Here is a 15,470-nt window from a genome sequence, read left to right as displayed (position 1 = left end):
TTTGTGCGGCATGCCGAATAAATTAGCACACAAGCACATCATCTAATTAGCACATTACCTCTATGTCAGAGAAAAAACAGATACAAGTACCCGTCATGGCTGATCTGGCCGCCCGAGGAGAAACCCCTGAGGTGTTATTCTGGGTAGGCTGCGCCGGCTCCTTTGACGACCGCTATAAAAGAGTGACCCGCGACTTCGTTCGTATTCTGGACCACGTGGGCATCAGCTACGCCGTGCTGGGCATGGAAGAAACCTGCACCGGAGACCCCGCCAAACGCGCCGGCAATGAGTTCCTGTTCCAGATGCAGGCCATGACCAATATCGCTACATTAGACGGCTATGGCATTAAAACCATTGTGACGGCCTGTCCGCACTGCTTCAATACCATTAAGAACGAGTACCCGGCCCTGGGCGGAAACTATGAAGTGATCCACCACTCCACGTTTTTGCAGAACCTCATCAATGAGGGCAAGGTGAAAGTGCAAGGCGGCGGAGCCTTCAAAGGCAAGCGCATCACGTTCCATGACAGTTGCTACCTGGGCCGCGCCAACAACATCTATGAAGCCCCCAGAGAGGTATTAGCCGCCCTGGACGCTGACTTAGTGGAGATGAAACGCAGCCGCGCCAATGGCCTTTGCTGCGGTGCCGGTGGTGCCCAGATGTGGAAAGAACCCGAGCCCGGCAGCAAAGACATTAACGTAGAGCGCGCCGAGGAAGCCATTGGCACCGGCGCCACCATCATTGCCTCTGCTTGTCCGTTCTGCATGACCATGATGTCTGACGGCGTAAAAAGCCAGAACAAAGAAGACTCCGTGCAGGTATTTGACATTGCTGAATTGATTGCCCAGGCCGAAGGGTTGAACGGGTAGTTGGTAGCACGTATTTCGTGTCACGTAGCACAATTATCCCATGTGATAAACCCTGCTTCAAGTTTTTAACTTGGAGCTTTGTATGGCGCAAGTTTTCAACTTGCTTTGAGATTAAGGTATAAGGAAATTGAAAACTTCCACCAATGCTACCCACAAGTTGAAAACTTGCGGGAAGGAAGGGGGCTTTTGCCAACTAAGTCGCGCTACATACTACATACTACGCGCTACTTGATACATACCTGGCAAAGGTTCTCATCAATAAGCTGCAATTAAATCAGCAAAAAAACTAAATTGCCTTTTGAGCACGTTTTACAGAAAACAGGCCCAAAAGGCAACTTCGTTTACCAGGATAGATTAATAGTGTGGATACTTGTCCCTTTGAAGACGTAGCACATCAGCACATTAAATAATTAGCACATTAGTACCATGTACGTTCCTTTTCATCAATTGCCGCCGCATAGCCGCATGTGGGTATACCAGCTTAGTAGACCACTTACCCAGGAAGAAGAAGAGCAGCTGAACCAGCGGCTCCTGGCTTTCGTAACGGAGTGGAGCAGCCATGGTGCTGGCTTACAGGCCTCTTATGACCTCCGGGAAAGCCGGTTCCTGTTTTTGGCGACTAATGAAGAAGTGGCCTCGGCGTCTGGGTGTTCCATTGATGCCTCAGTGGGCTTTTTACGCCAGCTGGAGCAGGAGTTGAACCTGGGGTTCTTTGACCGTACCACCCTGGCGTTCCAGAAAAACGGTGAGGTGCTGACCGTGCCCATGCCCCAAATGAAAAATGAAGTGGCCGCCGGAGCTGTCTCTGGTGACACGCTTTACTTTGATACCTTAGTACAAACCGTGGGTGCGCTGCGAGACCAGTGGCCGAAGCCCGCAAAAGATACCTGGCTGGCCCGGTATTTTTAGAACATCGTTCAACCGCCCTAACGGCATAGGAATGCATATCATGCGACAGAACAAAACACTGGTACTAGGATTGGCTTTGTCTTTGGCCATGGCCGCGTGCGGGCCTTTCAGGAGCTCTGTGCAAAAAGGCGACAAGGATTTCGCGCAGGGCGAGTACCAGCTGGCCATTGAGCACTACCAGGCCGCCCTCAAAAAAGGACGAAGCGGCCCGGCCGTGAACTTTAAGCTAGCCGAGGCGTACCGCATGTCTAACCGCCTCAACCAAACTGACCAGTACTACAAGGCTGCTATTGACGGAGGGCAGAGAAACGAGCAGACCATGTTCCGCTACGGCATGGCCCTCAAAGCCGCCGGCAAATATAATGAGGCCGCCGAGCAGCTGCAGCGTTACCTGGCCGTGGCGTCCAACAAAACCTTTATCGCGCAGGCGCAGCGCGAGGTGGAGAACCTCAAAGTGCTGCCTTCTATCATCAATACCCCCACGTACCAGATTGTAAAGCCCGTGCCGGCCACCAATACGGCCACCTCTGAGTTTTCGCCGGTACTCCGGAACGGAAATGAACTTCTGTTCACGTCTACTCGTGAGGAAACCCGCTACCTGGGCAACGGCGAAGGGTTCCAGAACCTATACTACTTAATGCTGGCAGATACCGGCGCGGTTGGAGCCACCTCCCCGGCAAGGTTGCTGGAAGGCCCGGTAAATGCGCAGGGCATGCATGATGCCTCGCCGGCGTTTACCAATGAGGGCCGCACCATGGTGTTCGCGCGCAGCAACAGCGGCAAGAAAACCGGCAGACAGGACGTAGATCTGTTTGTCTCGCAGTTCAAGACCAACCAATGGTCTGAGCCTACCATGCCCACCAGCATCAACGATGATGCCGCCTGGGATGCCACGCCCGCTTTCTCCTTAGACGGTCGCACCCTCTATTTCTCCTCTGACCGCCGCGGCGGGCAAGGAGGCAATGATATCTGGAAAACCACCTTAGATGCCGGCGGCCGTTTCTCGCGCCCCGAAAACCTGGGTCCCAGCATCAACACCCCAGGCAACGAGGCCTTCCCCTACATCGGTCCGGACAGCACCCTGTACTTTGCCTCAGATGGGCACCCCGGCCTGGGCGGCTTGGACCTGTTCCGGGTAAGCGGTGACTCTGTCATCAATATGGGTACACCTATCAATTCTGTAGGCGATGATTTCTCTTTGCTGATGACTGGCCCAGAGCAAGGCTTCTTTGCCTCTAACCGCGAAGGCGGCCAAGGCGGCGATGACCTGTACTCGTTCCGGAAATATCAGCCGAAGCTGGTGACTTTTGTGCTTGACGGCAAAGTGCTGGAACGCAATGACAAAACCAACGCTACTTCGCCTATGCTGGGCATTAGGGTAACGCTGCAGAACGCGCAGGGCCAGAAAGTAAACGAGGCTACCTCAGATGCTAAAGGCGCCTTCACCTTCCGGTTAGATACCGCCAGTGTGTACTCTGTCATTGCTGAAAAGCAGGGTTACTTTGCTTCGCGGCAGTCAGTGATTACCCAAGGCAAAACCCCGCCGCAAGAGCAGCTTAACAAGCCCTTGACGGAAATCAGGTTATCCACCACGCTTACGCTCAGCAAAATAGTGAAGGACAAGGCCATTGTGGTGGAGAATATCTTCTATGACTTTGACAAAGCCGATATCAGGCCAGACGCCGCCATTGAGCTGGACAAACTGGTACAGACACTGGTAGATAACCCTAAAATCACCATTGAGCTGAGTTCGCACACCGATAGCCGCGGGGTAGACATCTACAACCAGGATCTGTCGCAGCGTCGGGCCCAGTCTGCGGTAGACTACATTATCTCCAAAGGCATTGATGCAACCCGTATCACCGCCAAGGGTTACGGCGAGAGCCGTCCGGTGGTACGTAATGCTAAAACCGAGGCCGAACACCAGCGCAACCGCCGTACTGAATTCAAGGTGACCCGCATTGCCGAGTAAGGCGCCTGCCCCTCATTTTTGAAATACCACAAGAAAAGCCTCTCATAACCGGGAGGCTTTCTTATTTTTGCCACGGTATCAACAGTTTCTGCGTTTAGAGGCCGTTTTTGTCAAAACAGGCCCAAAACGGCTTTTTACCCAACCAATGCCCACCATGGAAAACCGGTATCTGCAGCGCGGCGTCTCCGCCTCTAAAGAAGATGTGCACAACGCCATTCAGAACATAGACAAAGGCCTCTATCCGCAGGCGTTCTGCAAGATTATCCCAGACCTGTTGGTGGGCGACCCCGAGTACTGCAACATCATGCACGCCGACGGGGCCGGTACCAAATCGGCGCTGGCCTACCTTTACTGGCGCGAAACCGGGGACATCTCGGTCTGGAAAGGCATTGCCCAGGACGCCATCATCATGAACACTGATGACCTGCTCTGCGTAGGCGCCACCGATAACATTCTGCTTTCCTCTACCATTGGCCGCAACAAGAACCTGGTGCCCGGCGAAGTGATTGCCGCCATCATTAACGGCACCGAGGAAGTTTTGCAGATGCTGAGAGACAACGGTATTGGTATCTACAGCACCGGTGGCGAGACCGCCGACGTGGGTGACCTGGTACGCACCATCATTGTGGACAGTACCGTAACGGCCCGCATGAAACGCTCTGACGTTATCTCCAACCACACCATTCAGCCCGGCGATGTGATTGTAGGCTTCGCGTCTTATGGGCAGGCCACCTATGAAAGCGAATATAACGGCGGCATGGGCAGCAACGGCCTCACCAGCGCCCGCCATGACGTCTTCGCCAATTACCTGGCCCAGGCCTACCCCGAAAGCTTTGACCCCGCCGTGCCGGCAGATCTGGTCTACTCCGGCACCAAGCGCCTGACTGATATTGAGCCGGAAACCGGTTTAACCGTGGGGAAACTGGTGCTATCGCCTACAAGAACTTACGCCCCTTTGGTGCAGGCCATCTTAAAAGATTACCGCACCCAACTGCACGGCATGGTGCATTGCAGCGGCGGCGCCCAGACCAAAGTGCTGCACTTCACCAAAAACGTGCACATCATCAAAGACAATCTGCTGCCGGTTCCTCCGCTGTTCAGGTTAATTCAGGAGCAAAGCAACACCAGCTGGCAGGAAATGTATAAGGTCTTCAATATGGGCCACCGCCTGGAACTTTACGTACCGGAAGCCATCGCCGCAGATTTGGTGCGTATTAGTAACTCTTTCAACATTGACGCGCAAGTGATTGGTAGGGTAGAGGCTAGTAGTAAGAATGAGCTTACTATTAGGAATGGGTATGGGGAGTTTTATTATGAAGGATAGATATTAAAGGAGGAAGTCTGCATTTAAACCATTACCTCTTATTCAACGCAGACTCTCCCCTTATGGATTGCCCAAACGCGAGTTTGAGGTAGCGAGCGAACCTCTATAGGGGAGTGTTTACACAGGAGAGCCTCCATTCGCCGTTGTTGGTGTTCTCACCAATGACCTTAGACTGCCTCGCTATCTGCTATAAAGCCTTGCTTCCTACCTCTTCCTTCAACTATATCCTTCCCTTTGCCCGGCTGGCGTTTGTTACTTTTCTCCTTGATGAGAAAAGTAACCAAAAGAATCAAGAACCCCCGAACTCGCTGCCGCTCAGACAGGCGGGGCTTCACCGCGGTACCACCGGGCAAAAGCCTTTTGTTTCATAGGGAGCTTACGCCTCTGCCGCTTGGATAGCCGCTACTTGCCCCTGCCCATGCTTCGGGCTACGCGGCAGCGGCCCTCCGCAAGGTTATGGGCAAGATGCGGGTTGCCGGTGGTTCCGTTGCCATGCCTTCATCGCCCGGCGGGCATTATTAGATGAAGTAGGGACAGGGCTTGACCTGTCCGCTGCGGTTCCAGATGTAATAGGCCCGTTCCTTGTAATGACTTTACCAGACGCTGACCTCGTAGCGTGCGCAGCTCCTGCGAGTGTCTGTGCCTTCACTTCTTCGTCCCCCTTTGAAGGGGGTAGGGGAATGGCAAGGTCTACTGAAGATCCATCTGCTATTACTACCGGGCAACAGCTTGTCTCTCATAGGATTACTTTATTCCCTTCTTCTTTCGTGACCCTACGTTTCCAGCCCGTTTTTCGTAAAATATGTTAAAATCAGGAATAGCTCCTTTCTAAATATAGAATTGGCATAATACTTGGGTGAAGGCTGTTATGTCTTATTAAATCTTAGCAAGATGAAACGTCTATACTTTTTGGGGATATTGTTTTTGCTGGCGGCGCATGGGTTGCAGGCACAAAGCCGCCGCGAAGCGGCCATTCTGATAGAGACCGAGCGGGGGGAGCATTTCCTGCTGGCCATTGGGGGGCGTATCATCAATCCGGTGCCATCCAGCAGGGTAGCCGTAGGGGATCTTCCGCCTGGGCGGCATGCCTTGAATATTAGGATTCTTGGCCGGGGAAGAAGGGCCCAGGTTCTTAATGCCAGGGTAGATCTGGCCGCCGGGTATGAAAGCGCCTATGTGCTGGAACCTACTCGTAGGGGCCGTTCTTTGATCTTGCGCAAAGTAGACGAAGTACCGTTAGCCCGTCCGTTGCCGCCCGCCGATGCGCCGACCAGTTGCCGCTACGCTATGGAGCAGGAAGACGTGGACCGGGTGCTCAGGTTTATGAAAGACGAAGGCTTTGATGACCGCCGTCTGGAAATAGCCAAAGGCGAAATAAAGCTGGCCGGCGGCATCATGACCGATGACCTTTTCCTGCTTATGAAAGCGCTTTCGTTTGAAGACCGCCGGATCGCCCTGGCCAAGTTCGCCTATGACTATGTGTGCGACCGCCACCGCTTCAGCCGGGTATTCGACGCCTTTGAATTTTCCAGCAGCAAGCGGGAACTCCAGGATTTCCTGTACAAGCAGTAGGCATTTTCAGACGCAGGATGTTGGACACAAGACACGGGACTTTTCTGGCAAGACAGTAGGAGAATAGATACTTTAAAAAAAAGGAAGGGCCCCGCTGTACAGCAGAGCCCTCCCTTTTTTAATACCCACAGGCTAAGATAAAGATATATCCTGCGTCTTAAGTCTTACCAAAACCTACCGCAAACGATCCATAGAACGCACCAAGTCTTCGTCGCGCTTGATAAAGCGGTTGGCCAGTACGTTCATCAACAAACCTACCGCCGGTAAATAGAAGCCCGAAAGGTAGTCGCCCTGGCCATTGGTTTTCACCAGGTCCTCGCCCACGTAAGAAGAATAATAAAAGGCAAAGCCCATCAAGGCGGCCATCACCAACGAATTCAGCAAGCCCAGTTTCATCTGGGTCAGGCGATTCTTGTATTGGAAGATTTCAAACAAGGCAATCAAGGCGGCGGCTCCGGCCAGAATCGCTATAAAGATAGTGTTGGTAGACGCGGTCTCTGCCGTGGCATTGGCCGGGGCCAGCTTAAAGGCGTTCAATACCCACTCCTGTCCGTCGGCGGGGTTGGTCTTCGCCCAGATGGGCACAAAAAACAGGGTCACCATGGCTACCACAATCAAGAACAGGAACACGCTCTGGACTCTTTGTATCATAATAAGGTTCTTTAAAAAGAATAGAAGCTACAAAACTACACAAAACTTCTAAACCGTGAGGCCAGAAATAGCTTCGGGGGCAAGCTTTAACAGTTTTTAAGATATTGTTTCTAACCCCTTCCTTTCCCTTGGTGACAGGCTCTGCCTGCAGAGTTTTAAGCAAGCCCAATGTTTACGAATGAAATCTGGATACTATGTTAAATAGCCAGCTTTTGGCATGGACCTTGTAAAGGCAGAACCATACTAAATCCTTTGAAAAATGAAACGGTTTTTACTATTCAGCTTAATGGGGCTTCTGCTGTTGGCAAGCCAGGTAACCATGGCCCAGGTATCAGGCGCTTACGCTTCCTCCATCAGTCGGGACAAAAAAGCGGCTAAAGCCGATAAAAAACGCGAGAAGGAAATGGCAAAGGCCCTGCGCAAGGACGAGGTGTTCCAACGCGAGATGGCCCTCGCCAAAGATAAATACGAGCACGACCAGGACCGCCTTAAACTGAAGTATAACCGCAAGCAACACGCCCTCAGCGATAAATACGCCAAAAACAACAGCTCTTCCATTGACTTTGAGCGGGAGCAACTCCAGTTGAAAGCCCAATATGAGCAGGAAAAACAGGCGCTGCAGACCAAATATGAGAAAGAGCGCGACAAGCGCCAGTTTGCCTGGCAAGCCAGCCGACGCAGCCTTTCGTTGGTAAAATTATAAAATTTCTTTTCCCCAAGTTTGAGAACGGCCCCTGCCTAAGGGGCCGTTTTTTTATGCTTGCTCTCTAGTTTTGAAGACCTTTTCGTTTTAGGGCCGTTTTCCTGAAAACAGACCTAAAACGGTTTCGTGCAGTCCAGCTGGGGCTGAGCGGCTGAAATCAATTCCGTATCTTTGCCGCATGCGGTATTTTCTAGAAGTGGCGTATGACGGAACCCGGTTCCATGGTTGGCAGGTGCAGCCCAATGCCCTCACGGTGCAGCAGGTGCTGGATGAGTGCCTGCGCACGGTATTCCGGTTACCCTCTGTGGAGACCATTGGCAGCGGCCGCACCGATACCGGGGTGCACGCCACCCAGCAGTGGGTGCACGTAGACCTGCCCCAGGCTTTCTCGCCCGCAGACATTCAGCACAAGCTTAACCGAATCCTTCCGGCAGACATTTCCATCGGTCAGGTATTGCCTGTCGGTCCCGAGGCGCACACCCGTTTTGACGCCATTTCCCGCACCTATGAGTACCGCATTTCCCTGCAGCGCAACCCGTTTCTGGTAAAACACGCCTATTTCATGCCCCGTCTGCCAGAGGTGGCGCAGATGAATGCCGCGGCCCAGGCGCTGCTGGACCTGGAAGACTTTACCACCTTCTCAAAAGTGAAGGGAGACACCAAGCATTACCGCTGCACCATCACCCAGGCCCACTGGCGCCAGGAAGGAGACCTGCTCATCTTCACCATCAAAGCCAACCGTTTCCTACGTGGCATGGTGCGCCTGGTGGTAGGCACGCTCTTAGACGTAGGCAAGGGAAAGCTTTCGGTTGACCAATTCAGGCAAGCCATTGAACGCCAGGACCGCACACTAGCCAGCGGCGCGGCCCCCGCCCAAGGGCTCTTCCTGCATAAGGTGGAGTACCCGGAAGGGTATTTCGCGGAGCAACAAAAGCTTTTTGAGCAGACGGCGGCAGAGGTAGCCTTTAAACCTACGGAAGAGTAATTCCTTCTGCTGTTTGCGCCGTTGTTGGTGTTTCTAGGAGTAAATAACCACTACTGCCTTCTCCTTCGTCCCCCTTTGAAGGGGGTAAGGGGATGACAACCTCTGCTGATCACCCTTTCCATAAGCACAGAACTCTGAAACATAATTCCGTAGTTAATTGTGTACTTTTGCCGTAGAAAGCCAAAGCTGTTTTAGGCTGCATTTCACAAAAAGAGCCTCAAAACAGTGGTTTAACTTAACGGGCCGCACCTAGGGTATCTGTTCTTCGTTAACAGCACCAGGGGCGCATTTTACATATAAGCAATACTTCATGAGTGAAATAGGAGGCGGCAAGACCGGAAGCGCATTTGACTGGGACGTGCTGCGCAAGATATTCCGGTTTGTAAAGCCGTACCAACGGGTGTTTTACCTGGTTATTTTTCTAACGGTGGCCTCGGCGTTCCTGGCTACCGTGCGGCCATTCCTGATCCAGGAGATGGTAGACAAGCAGATTCTGCAGTACAACTGGCAGGGCGTGAACCGCATGTTCATCTGGCTTATTGTGCTGCTGGTGGCCCACACGGCGGTGTCGTACTTCCATACCTACTTTGCCGGCTGGCTGGGCCAGTATGTGGTGCGCGACATCCGGGTGAAACTCTATGAGCACATCCTAAAGCTTAGGCTCAAGTTCTATGACCGCACGCCTATTGGCACGCTGGTAACTAGAAACGTGAGCGACGTGGAGACGCTGTCTGACGTGTTCTCTGAGGGCCTTGCCGCCATGATTGGTGATGTGCTGCAACTGGTCTTCATCCTGGGTTACATGTTCTGGATTGACTGGAAACTCACGCTCGTGAGCCTTTCCATGTTTCCGCTGCTCATCATCAGTACCTATATCTTCAAGGAGAAGGTGAAATCATCGTTCCAGGAGGTGCGCGGGGCGGTGGCCAAGCTCAACGCCTTTGTGCAGGAACATATCACGGGCATGATGGTGGTGCAGATCTTCAACAACGAAGAGCGTGAGATGAAGAAGTTCCAGGCCATCAACAAGGAACATACCCGCGCAAATATTAAATCAGTACTATATTACTCCATCTACTTCCCGGTAGCGGAGGTCATCGGCGCCGCCGGAACGGGTCTGTTGGTGTGGTACGGAGCCAAGGGCGTGATCCAGGAAACGGTGACGCTGGGCTCTCTCATTGCCTTTATCATGTACATTGCCATGTTCTTTAGGCCCATCCGGCAGATAGCCGATAGGTTCAATACCCTGCAGTTGGGCGTGGTGAGTTCTGAGCGGATTATGAAGCTGCTGGAAAGCCAGGAAATGATTTCAGACTCGGGCACCTATGCGCCCAAGACCATTAATGGGTCGGTGGAGTTTGACAAGGTGTGGTTTGCCTATAATTACGAGGATTGGGTGTTGCGGGGCGTGTCTTTTGAGGTGCAGGCGGGGCAGACCGTGGCCTTGGTGGGCGCAACCGGAGCCGGGAAAACCTCCATCATCAACCTGCTGAGCCGCTTTTACGAGATCAACAAAGGCACCATTAAAGTAGACGGCCGCGACATCAAAGAGTATGACCTGGATGTGCTTCGCCGGCAGATTGGCGTGGTGCTGCAGGACGTGTTCCTGTTCTCGGGTACCATCGCGGACAACATCAGTCTGGGCAATAAAGACATCACCGAAGAACAGATGTGGCACGCCGCCCGCCTGGTAGGCGCCGACCGGTTTATTGAACGCCTGCCCGGCGGACTGCACTACAACGTGATGGAACGCGGGGCCACGCTGTCGGTGGGGCAGCGGCAGTTGATCTCCTTCGTGCGGGCCATGGTGTACAACCCCAAGATCATCATCCTGGATGAGGCCACCTCCAGCGTGGATTCTGAGACCGAGGAACTGATCCAATTTGCCATTGCGCAATTGATGCAGGGCCGTACCTCCATTGTCATTGCCCACCGCCTCTCCACCATCCAGAAAGCAGACAACATTATTGTGCTTGACCGCGGCGAGATCAAGGAAAGCGGCCGCCATGAGCAACTGCTCCAGAGCGGTGGCTACTATGCCCAGCTCCATGAGATGCAGTACAAGAATTTTGTGTAAACCCTGAGAATTTCGTTTTAAGCCTGTTTTCTGAAAAACGGCCCCAAAACGACTTTTCGCTAGTTGCCTCCTTAGTGAGAAACACCGCCGCAGCAGAAAGCAAGGTTTAAATATGCGCTTACAGGAGCAAGAATCAGCTATTAACAATCAACAACCAGCAATCAAAAAATGAAGAAGAAGTATTTGACCTACCTGGCCATTGTAGCAGGCCTGGTGCTGGTGTTTTACACGTACATGGGGGGCTTCGCCGAAGTAAACGTGACCAAGGGAGTATCTTCACAGGTGTTAATGGCCGGCAAATACTATGAAGGCAACACCGAGGCAGACGAACTGGGCAAGATCTACCAGCAGGTAGGCAAGGCCGTGGAAGACAAACAACTGGTTGGCGACCTGGCCGGTATCTATTACAACAACCCGGGCAAGGATTCCAAGACCATAAAAGCCTTTATTGGCGTGGCCGTGCAAGACACTACCTCCTTGCCGGTGGGCTTCACCGTGCGGGTGGTTCCGGCCGGCCAGCCGGTCTTGAAAGGCGAACTGGATGCCAGCATTACCATTGCGCCCAAACGCATTTACAGTGCCCTGTTTGACTACGCCGAAGAGCACAATCTCACCCTGCAGGAGTTCTACGTGGAACGCTTTCCCGAAGGCAAGCCCGCGGTGATAGAGGTAGCGCTGGCGCCGAGATAACCCGTCCGTTTTACGCCTATTTTCCTGAAAACGGCCTTAAAACAGATCCGTCAATGTTTTTCTTGTAATTTCTCTGCTGGTTTCTTTCTCATGAAAGGAATCTTACGGGGTGGCTTTTGCCCGATTTTGGGCAGCGCATACTCCACCTTTACCAGTTGGTGCAACTCATTGTTTCGGTCCCTGATCTCAAAGTTTACCACCGCCGTGCTGTCCTGCCACGCAAAACGCATCACGCCAAAGTTAAGCTTGTCGTGCATCTGGCCCACCCGGTGGCGGTTGGGTTCGTTCACTAGCCCACCTTTCCAGGAATGGGTGAGGCCGCTGGTGGTAAAGTCATAAATGGGATAGGGCACCCCGGGCCAGGAAAGTTTGGAGAGTTCGGCAAAGTGGCGGTCCCCGGAGAGCAGAATCACGTTGGCGGCCCTGGTTTTGGCAATCAGATTGAAGAGGCGCTCCCTTTCCCGAGGGAAGTTGCCCCAGCGCTCAAAGCCATGGTCATTGGCAATGATCTGCAGCCCGCTGCCAATCAGGTGAAACTGGGCCTTGCTGTTTTTGAGTTCCCGCTCCAGCCACCGCCATTGGGCCTCTCCCAATAAATGGCCTTTCAGGTTGGGTTTATAAGTAGGTTCCTGGCCTTGCAGAGAATCCTGGTGATAACGTACGTCTAAGAGCAGTACTTTCACTTGCCGGCCTACGGGGCCGTACGTATGGGCACTGTACACGCCACGCTGCTTCCGGCGCGGACTAGCCTGGGGTTCGCCTATAAAGTCCCAGAACAATTGGGCGCTTTGTGCTTTGGGCTTGTAGGTTTTATTGGCGTTGTTGCGGCCGTAGTCATGGTCATCCCAGACACCAATCACGGGTACGGTCTGCTGCAGCCTCTGGTAGTCGGGCTCTCTAAGCTGCTTGTCGTATTTCCCTTTTAAGACCTGCATGTCATCGGTGTCGCCGTAGATATTGTCTCCCAGCCAGACCCAGAGCTGCGGTTGGTTTTTCAGGATCTCGCGCCACAGCGGCTGCTCCCGGTCCTGCGAGTTGCAGGAACCCAAGGCTATCACAGACAAAGGCGTTTGGGCACTAGCCGGCGGCAAAGCTTTGCCTGGGCGTTGTTTACCGGTAAAGGTGCAGGAAAACAGGAGTAAGAAGAGGCAAAGAGATAGCCAGAGAAATCTAGGGTGATGCATACGCCAAAATACGGCAGGGCAGGGGGATAGGGTTTAGGTAAGCTGCCTACAAGCCTAAGGTCTACTAAGGCCTCTGGGCATGTAGGTAGCCTTACTGTGTTTTATTCTGAGGCAGTGCGGCCCAGGTAAAGGGAGATGCCTAAGGAGACGCTGTTTAAGCCGAAGTTGGCGCTAAACCCGCTACTTTTAGAGCTATAGTTGCTTCCTTCTGTTTCTGATTTAGAGCTGGAGTAGCCAACGTTGCCCACCGTAGCTTCTATCCCAATGGTATTGGTTGGGAAAAATACGATACCTGGCTGTAGGTTAAACCCTCCGCCTTTTTTGGTAGTGGTAGGCTCTGTCGTGTCCCACGTGACGTTAGGGGCTGGCGGAAGGTTGCTGAAGTCGCGCTCGGTAACAGATTTGCCCGTTTGATACTAGGCTTCTCCGTGTCCGTAGAAAGCAAACTTGGGTGTAAGGGAGGTATAAATGCGTACAAATGGCCCTGCACTATAGTAATTCCCCGTCCATTCAGTGGGGATATTATACCCAACGCCTTGATAGTAATAATTGTTGGAATTAAGATCACTGTAATAGTCTCTGGTATAGCCGGCGGAAATCCCAACTGCTATGGCTGGACCCACGAAGAAACCCACCTTCGGCCGAATGGAAAAACTATTCCTTTTCTGTTCTTGTAAATTGCCTATAGAAATTGAATGCTTTTCTGTGGAGAAGCTTATGGACCCAGTGACCAAGGTTTTTCCGAAATCCTGGGCGAACAAGAAGGATGGAGCGCTGCAAAGCCCAAGTAGAAGGAGGAATTTTTTCATAAGTAATATATAGAATTAAGGATAGGTAACAGGATTAGATGTGAGTGTAAGTATATGAGTTCCTAAATATAAATATTCTGTATATAGTAATGAGTTGGTAACGAGCATCCATTAACGCTTATTTTAACTGGTAGAGCTTTATTAGCTCAAAGGTAAATAACTGGTCTTTTTCAGCGGAATGAGCACAAAAAAGAAGGACCAGCTTTCTACGGCTGGTCCTTTCGTTTACTGGTGGCTTGCGCCCGATCTATTATAAATAATCCCCAGGTGGGGTACAGTTTCTGTTAACGACGGGTGTTCATGATCCGGAAAGCCTCGGCCCTGGAGATTTCCTTCTCCAGTAGCAGCGTTTGATTGGTATTCACAATCAACAGCTTGAAATTTTCCTTAAGGTCATGGTAATAGATAAGCATGGTTAAATCTTCATAACCACGCCTAAATATCTTCCGGGCCTTTGTCTTCAAATTATACAGTTCCAATTTAATTTTCCTCAGCTTTTCCATCATACCCTTCTACCTCCCCTCGTCTAAGAGTGTACAGGGTATTTATACTAAAAAAAGAGATCAGGGGTTGCGGTACCAAAGATTGAATCAAATTGCATTCTGCTTATAAAGTGCAAATTGAAAATGGTCTTAAGGGGTTTAGTTTATAGGTTGTTAAGGTGAGTAGTACTAATGAGGGTTGTAATTTTAGAAGAGGGAAAATGGAAGGAAGGCCGCTGGGGTTTAGGGGACAGGTTAAAGTAAAGAAAAGGGGGTTATCTCTAGTGAGGGGGCAAGATTACGAGGGAGGTGGGAAAGGTGGGTATTACCAAACTGCAAAAATTATGATCAGCCGCCGCCCCGGTAATCTGCAATTTCATGGAATTCTGCCCACATGCACTCCGTACGCCAGAGAAGTTAGAAGGATAATGGGTTTCAGATAGAAGAGAATACCCTGAGAAGAAAGCGGAGATTGCCTTTGCCTGCAAAGGCCGATGGCACCTAAACGAAGAGGGGAGGAGTGGGTACTAAAAAAGCCCAAACCCGGTCAGAAATTGGTTAGACCGGGTTTGGGCGATGATGACTTAGTTATCTGAGAACGTATAACCGCAAAAGTTATAGATCTCGGCCTTAGGCGCTACTGGTGGCAGGCTTTCCTGCAGCACCAGCGGGGGGTTATCAGGTGATACAAAACCCCATCGGTTCCGGTTGCAGTAATGCAACTCTTCTGGCAATTGCAGTTTTGGGTGTTGTTTCATAAAATACCTCCGTTACGTATTAGTGAGACAATAATTCTGGGGTAAACCCCTACGTATAAACATCAAGTACTAGATAATACTCTTCAATGATCAGGGACAAATGTATATTTGATCCTGTGGCATGCGCCTGGTACTAACTAATAAATGACAATGAAAACAAAGCTAGGACGGACATTGTTGGTGGCCCTGCTGTTAATGGTTACGTTTTTATACGTATCCACGCATGATTACATAGCGGCCGGGGCCTGGTGTAGCCTGGGCCTGGCAGTATTACTTTCCGGAGAACGGCGCCCTGCCGGGCAGGTGACCCCCAAGACGCCTAAGCAATATGCCATGCTATTTTTCATAGTACTAGCATTGGGGCTTTTTGGTTACCAGCTGTACCATGATTTAACTGACCACGGCGCCAGCCGGCTCCCTTCTACCACTCCTGTACATGAATAGCTTTGTCAAAGCAAAGGGTGCAAAAACTAAGCCAAAAAAAG

Annotated in this window: 15 protein-coding genes; 10 read left to right on the top strand and 5 right to left on the bottom strand. The window is 51.7% G+C overall.

Annotation, left to right across the window (positions count from 1 at the left end):
• Positions 1-95: 95 nt before the first annotated feature.
• From TH63_RS17285 to TH63_RS17260, 5 genes are all read left to right on the top strand, one after another.
• Positions 96-869, top strand: a complete 774-nt coding sequence (locus TH63_RS17285; protein WP_082161835.1) for a (Fe-S)-binding protein — start codon at positions 96-98, stop codon at positions 867-869.
• Positions 870-1,295: 426 nt separating this feature from the next.
• Entirely contained in the window at positions 1,296-1,778 is a 483-nt protein-coding gene (locus TH63_RS17280; protein WP_048922051.1) for a hypothetical protein, read from the top strand.
• A gap of 40 nt (positions 1,779-1,818) precedes the next feature.
• Positions 1,819-3,750: an OmpA family protein gene (locus tag TH63_RS17275; protein WP_076606681.1), complete on the top strand. Its 1,932-nt coding sequence runs from the start codon at positions 1,819-1,821 to the stop codon at positions 3,748-3,750.
• 154 nt (positions 3,751-3,904) lie between these two features.
• A complete protein-coding gene (locus TH63_RS17270; protein ID WP_048922935.1) occupies positions 3,905-5,074 on the top strand; it encodes an AIR synthase related protein in 1,170 nt (389 codons plus the stop codon).
• A gap of 891 nt (positions 5,075-5,965) precedes the next feature.
• The gene (locus TH63_RS17260) at positions 5,966-6,646 is read left to right on the top strand and encodes a DUF4476 domain-containing protein (protein WP_082161774.1); all 681 of its coding nucleotides are present in this window, start codon (positions 5,966-5,968) and stop codon (positions 6,644-6,646) included.
• A gap of 174 nt (positions 6,647-6,820) precedes the next feature.
• On the opposite strand, the gene TH63_RS17255 is transcribed toward TH63_RS17260, so the two are convergent.
• Positions 6,821-7,297 (bottom strand): DUF4293 domain-containing protein, encoded by a 477-nt coding sequence (locus tag TH63_RS17255; RefSeq protein ID WP_048922047.1) that lies wholly within the window; start codon positions 7,295-7,297, stop codon positions 6,821-6,823.
• A 259-nt stretch (positions 7,298-7,556) separates the two neighbouring features.
• Here TH63_RS17255 and TH63_RS17250 point away from each other — a divergent pair, with 259 nt between their 5' ends.
• The 4 genes from TH63_RS17250 to TH63_RS17235 all read left to right on the top strand — a co-directional run bounded on the left by TH63_RS17250 (position 7,557) and on the right by TH63_RS17235 (position 11,752).
• Positions 7,557-8,000 (top strand): hypothetical protein, encoded by a 444-nt coding sequence (locus tag TH63_RS17250; RefSeq protein ID WP_156180684.1) that lies wholly within the window; start codon positions 7,557-7,559, stop codon positions 7,998-8,000.
• Between the two features lie 178 nt (positions 8,001-8,178).
• On the top strand, positions 8,179-8,985 hold the full coding sequence (truA, locus tag TH63_RS17245; RefSeq protein WP_076606522.1) for a tRNA pseudouridine(38-40) synthase TruA: 807 nt from the start codon (positions 8,179-8,181) through the stop codon (positions 8,983-8,985).
• A gap of 310 nt (positions 8,986-9,295) precedes the next feature.
• Positions 9,296-11,062 carry an ABC transporter ATP-binding protein gene (locus TH63_RS17240; protein WP_048922045.1) on the top strand — a complete coding sequence of 589 codons (1,767 nt, stop codon included), beginning with the start codon at positions 9,296-9,298 and terminating at the stop codon, positions 11,060-11,062.
• A 168-nt stretch (positions 11,063-11,230) separates the two neighbouring features.
• Positions 11,231-11,752: a GyrI-like domain-containing protein gene (locus TH63_RS17235; RefSeq protein ID WP_048922044.1), complete on the top strand. Its 522-nt coding sequence runs from the start codon at positions 11,231-11,233 to the stop codon at positions 11,750-11,752.
• A gap of 50 nt (positions 11,753-11,802) precedes the next feature.
• Here TH63_RS17235 and TH63_RS17230 read toward each other — a convergent pair whose 3' ends face one another.
• The 4 genes from TH63_RS17230 to TH63_RS20400 all read right to left on the bottom strand — a co-directional run bounded on the left by TH63_RS17230 (position 11,803) and on the right by TH63_RS20400 (position 14,985).
• Complete coding sequence (locus TH63_RS17230) at positions 11,803-12,810, bottom strand: alkaline phosphatase D family protein (protein WP_231583595.1); 1,008 nt, start codon at positions 12,808-12,810, stop codon at positions 11,803-11,805.
• Between the two features lie 542 nt (positions 12,811-13,352).
• Positions 13,353-13,745: a hypothetical protein gene (locus TH63_RS20615; RefSeq protein WP_048922042.1), complete on the bottom strand. Its 393-nt coding sequence runs from the start codon at positions 13,743-13,745 to the stop codon at positions 13,353-13,355.
• A gap of 284 nt (positions 13,746-14,029) precedes the next feature.
• Positions 14,030-14,158, bottom strand: a complete 129-nt coding sequence (locus TH63_RS20820) for a hypothetical protein (protein ID WP_262506175.1) — start codon at positions 14,156-14,158, stop codon at positions 14,030-14,032.
• 653 nt (positions 14,159-14,811) lie between these two features.
• The gene (locus TH63_RS20400; protein WP_156180682.1) at positions 14,812-14,985 is read right to left on the bottom strand and encodes a hypothetical protein; all 174 of its coding nucleotides are present in this window, start codon (positions 14,983-14,985) and stop codon (positions 14,812-14,814) included.
• Between the two features lie 150 nt (positions 14,986-15,135).
• On the opposite strand from TH63_RS20400, the gene TH63_RS17215 reads away from it, so the two are divergent.
• The gene (locus TH63_RS17215) at positions 15,136-15,429 is read left to right on the top strand and encodes a hypothetical protein (RefSeq protein WP_197088584.1); all 294 of its coding nucleotides are present in this window, start codon (positions 15,136-15,138) and stop codon (positions 15,427-15,429) included.
• Positions 15,430-15,470: the final 41 nt, after the last annotated feature.

Origin of the sequence: Rufibacter radiotolerans (assembly GCF_001078055.1) — a bacterium.
Taxonomy (GTDB): Bacteria; Bacteroidota; Bacteroidia; order Cytophagales; family Hymenobacteraceae; genus Nibribacter; species Nibribacter radiotolerans.
The sequence above is the reverse complement of the archived record's forward strand: the minus strand, read 5'-3'. Positions and strand labels throughout refer to the sequence as shown.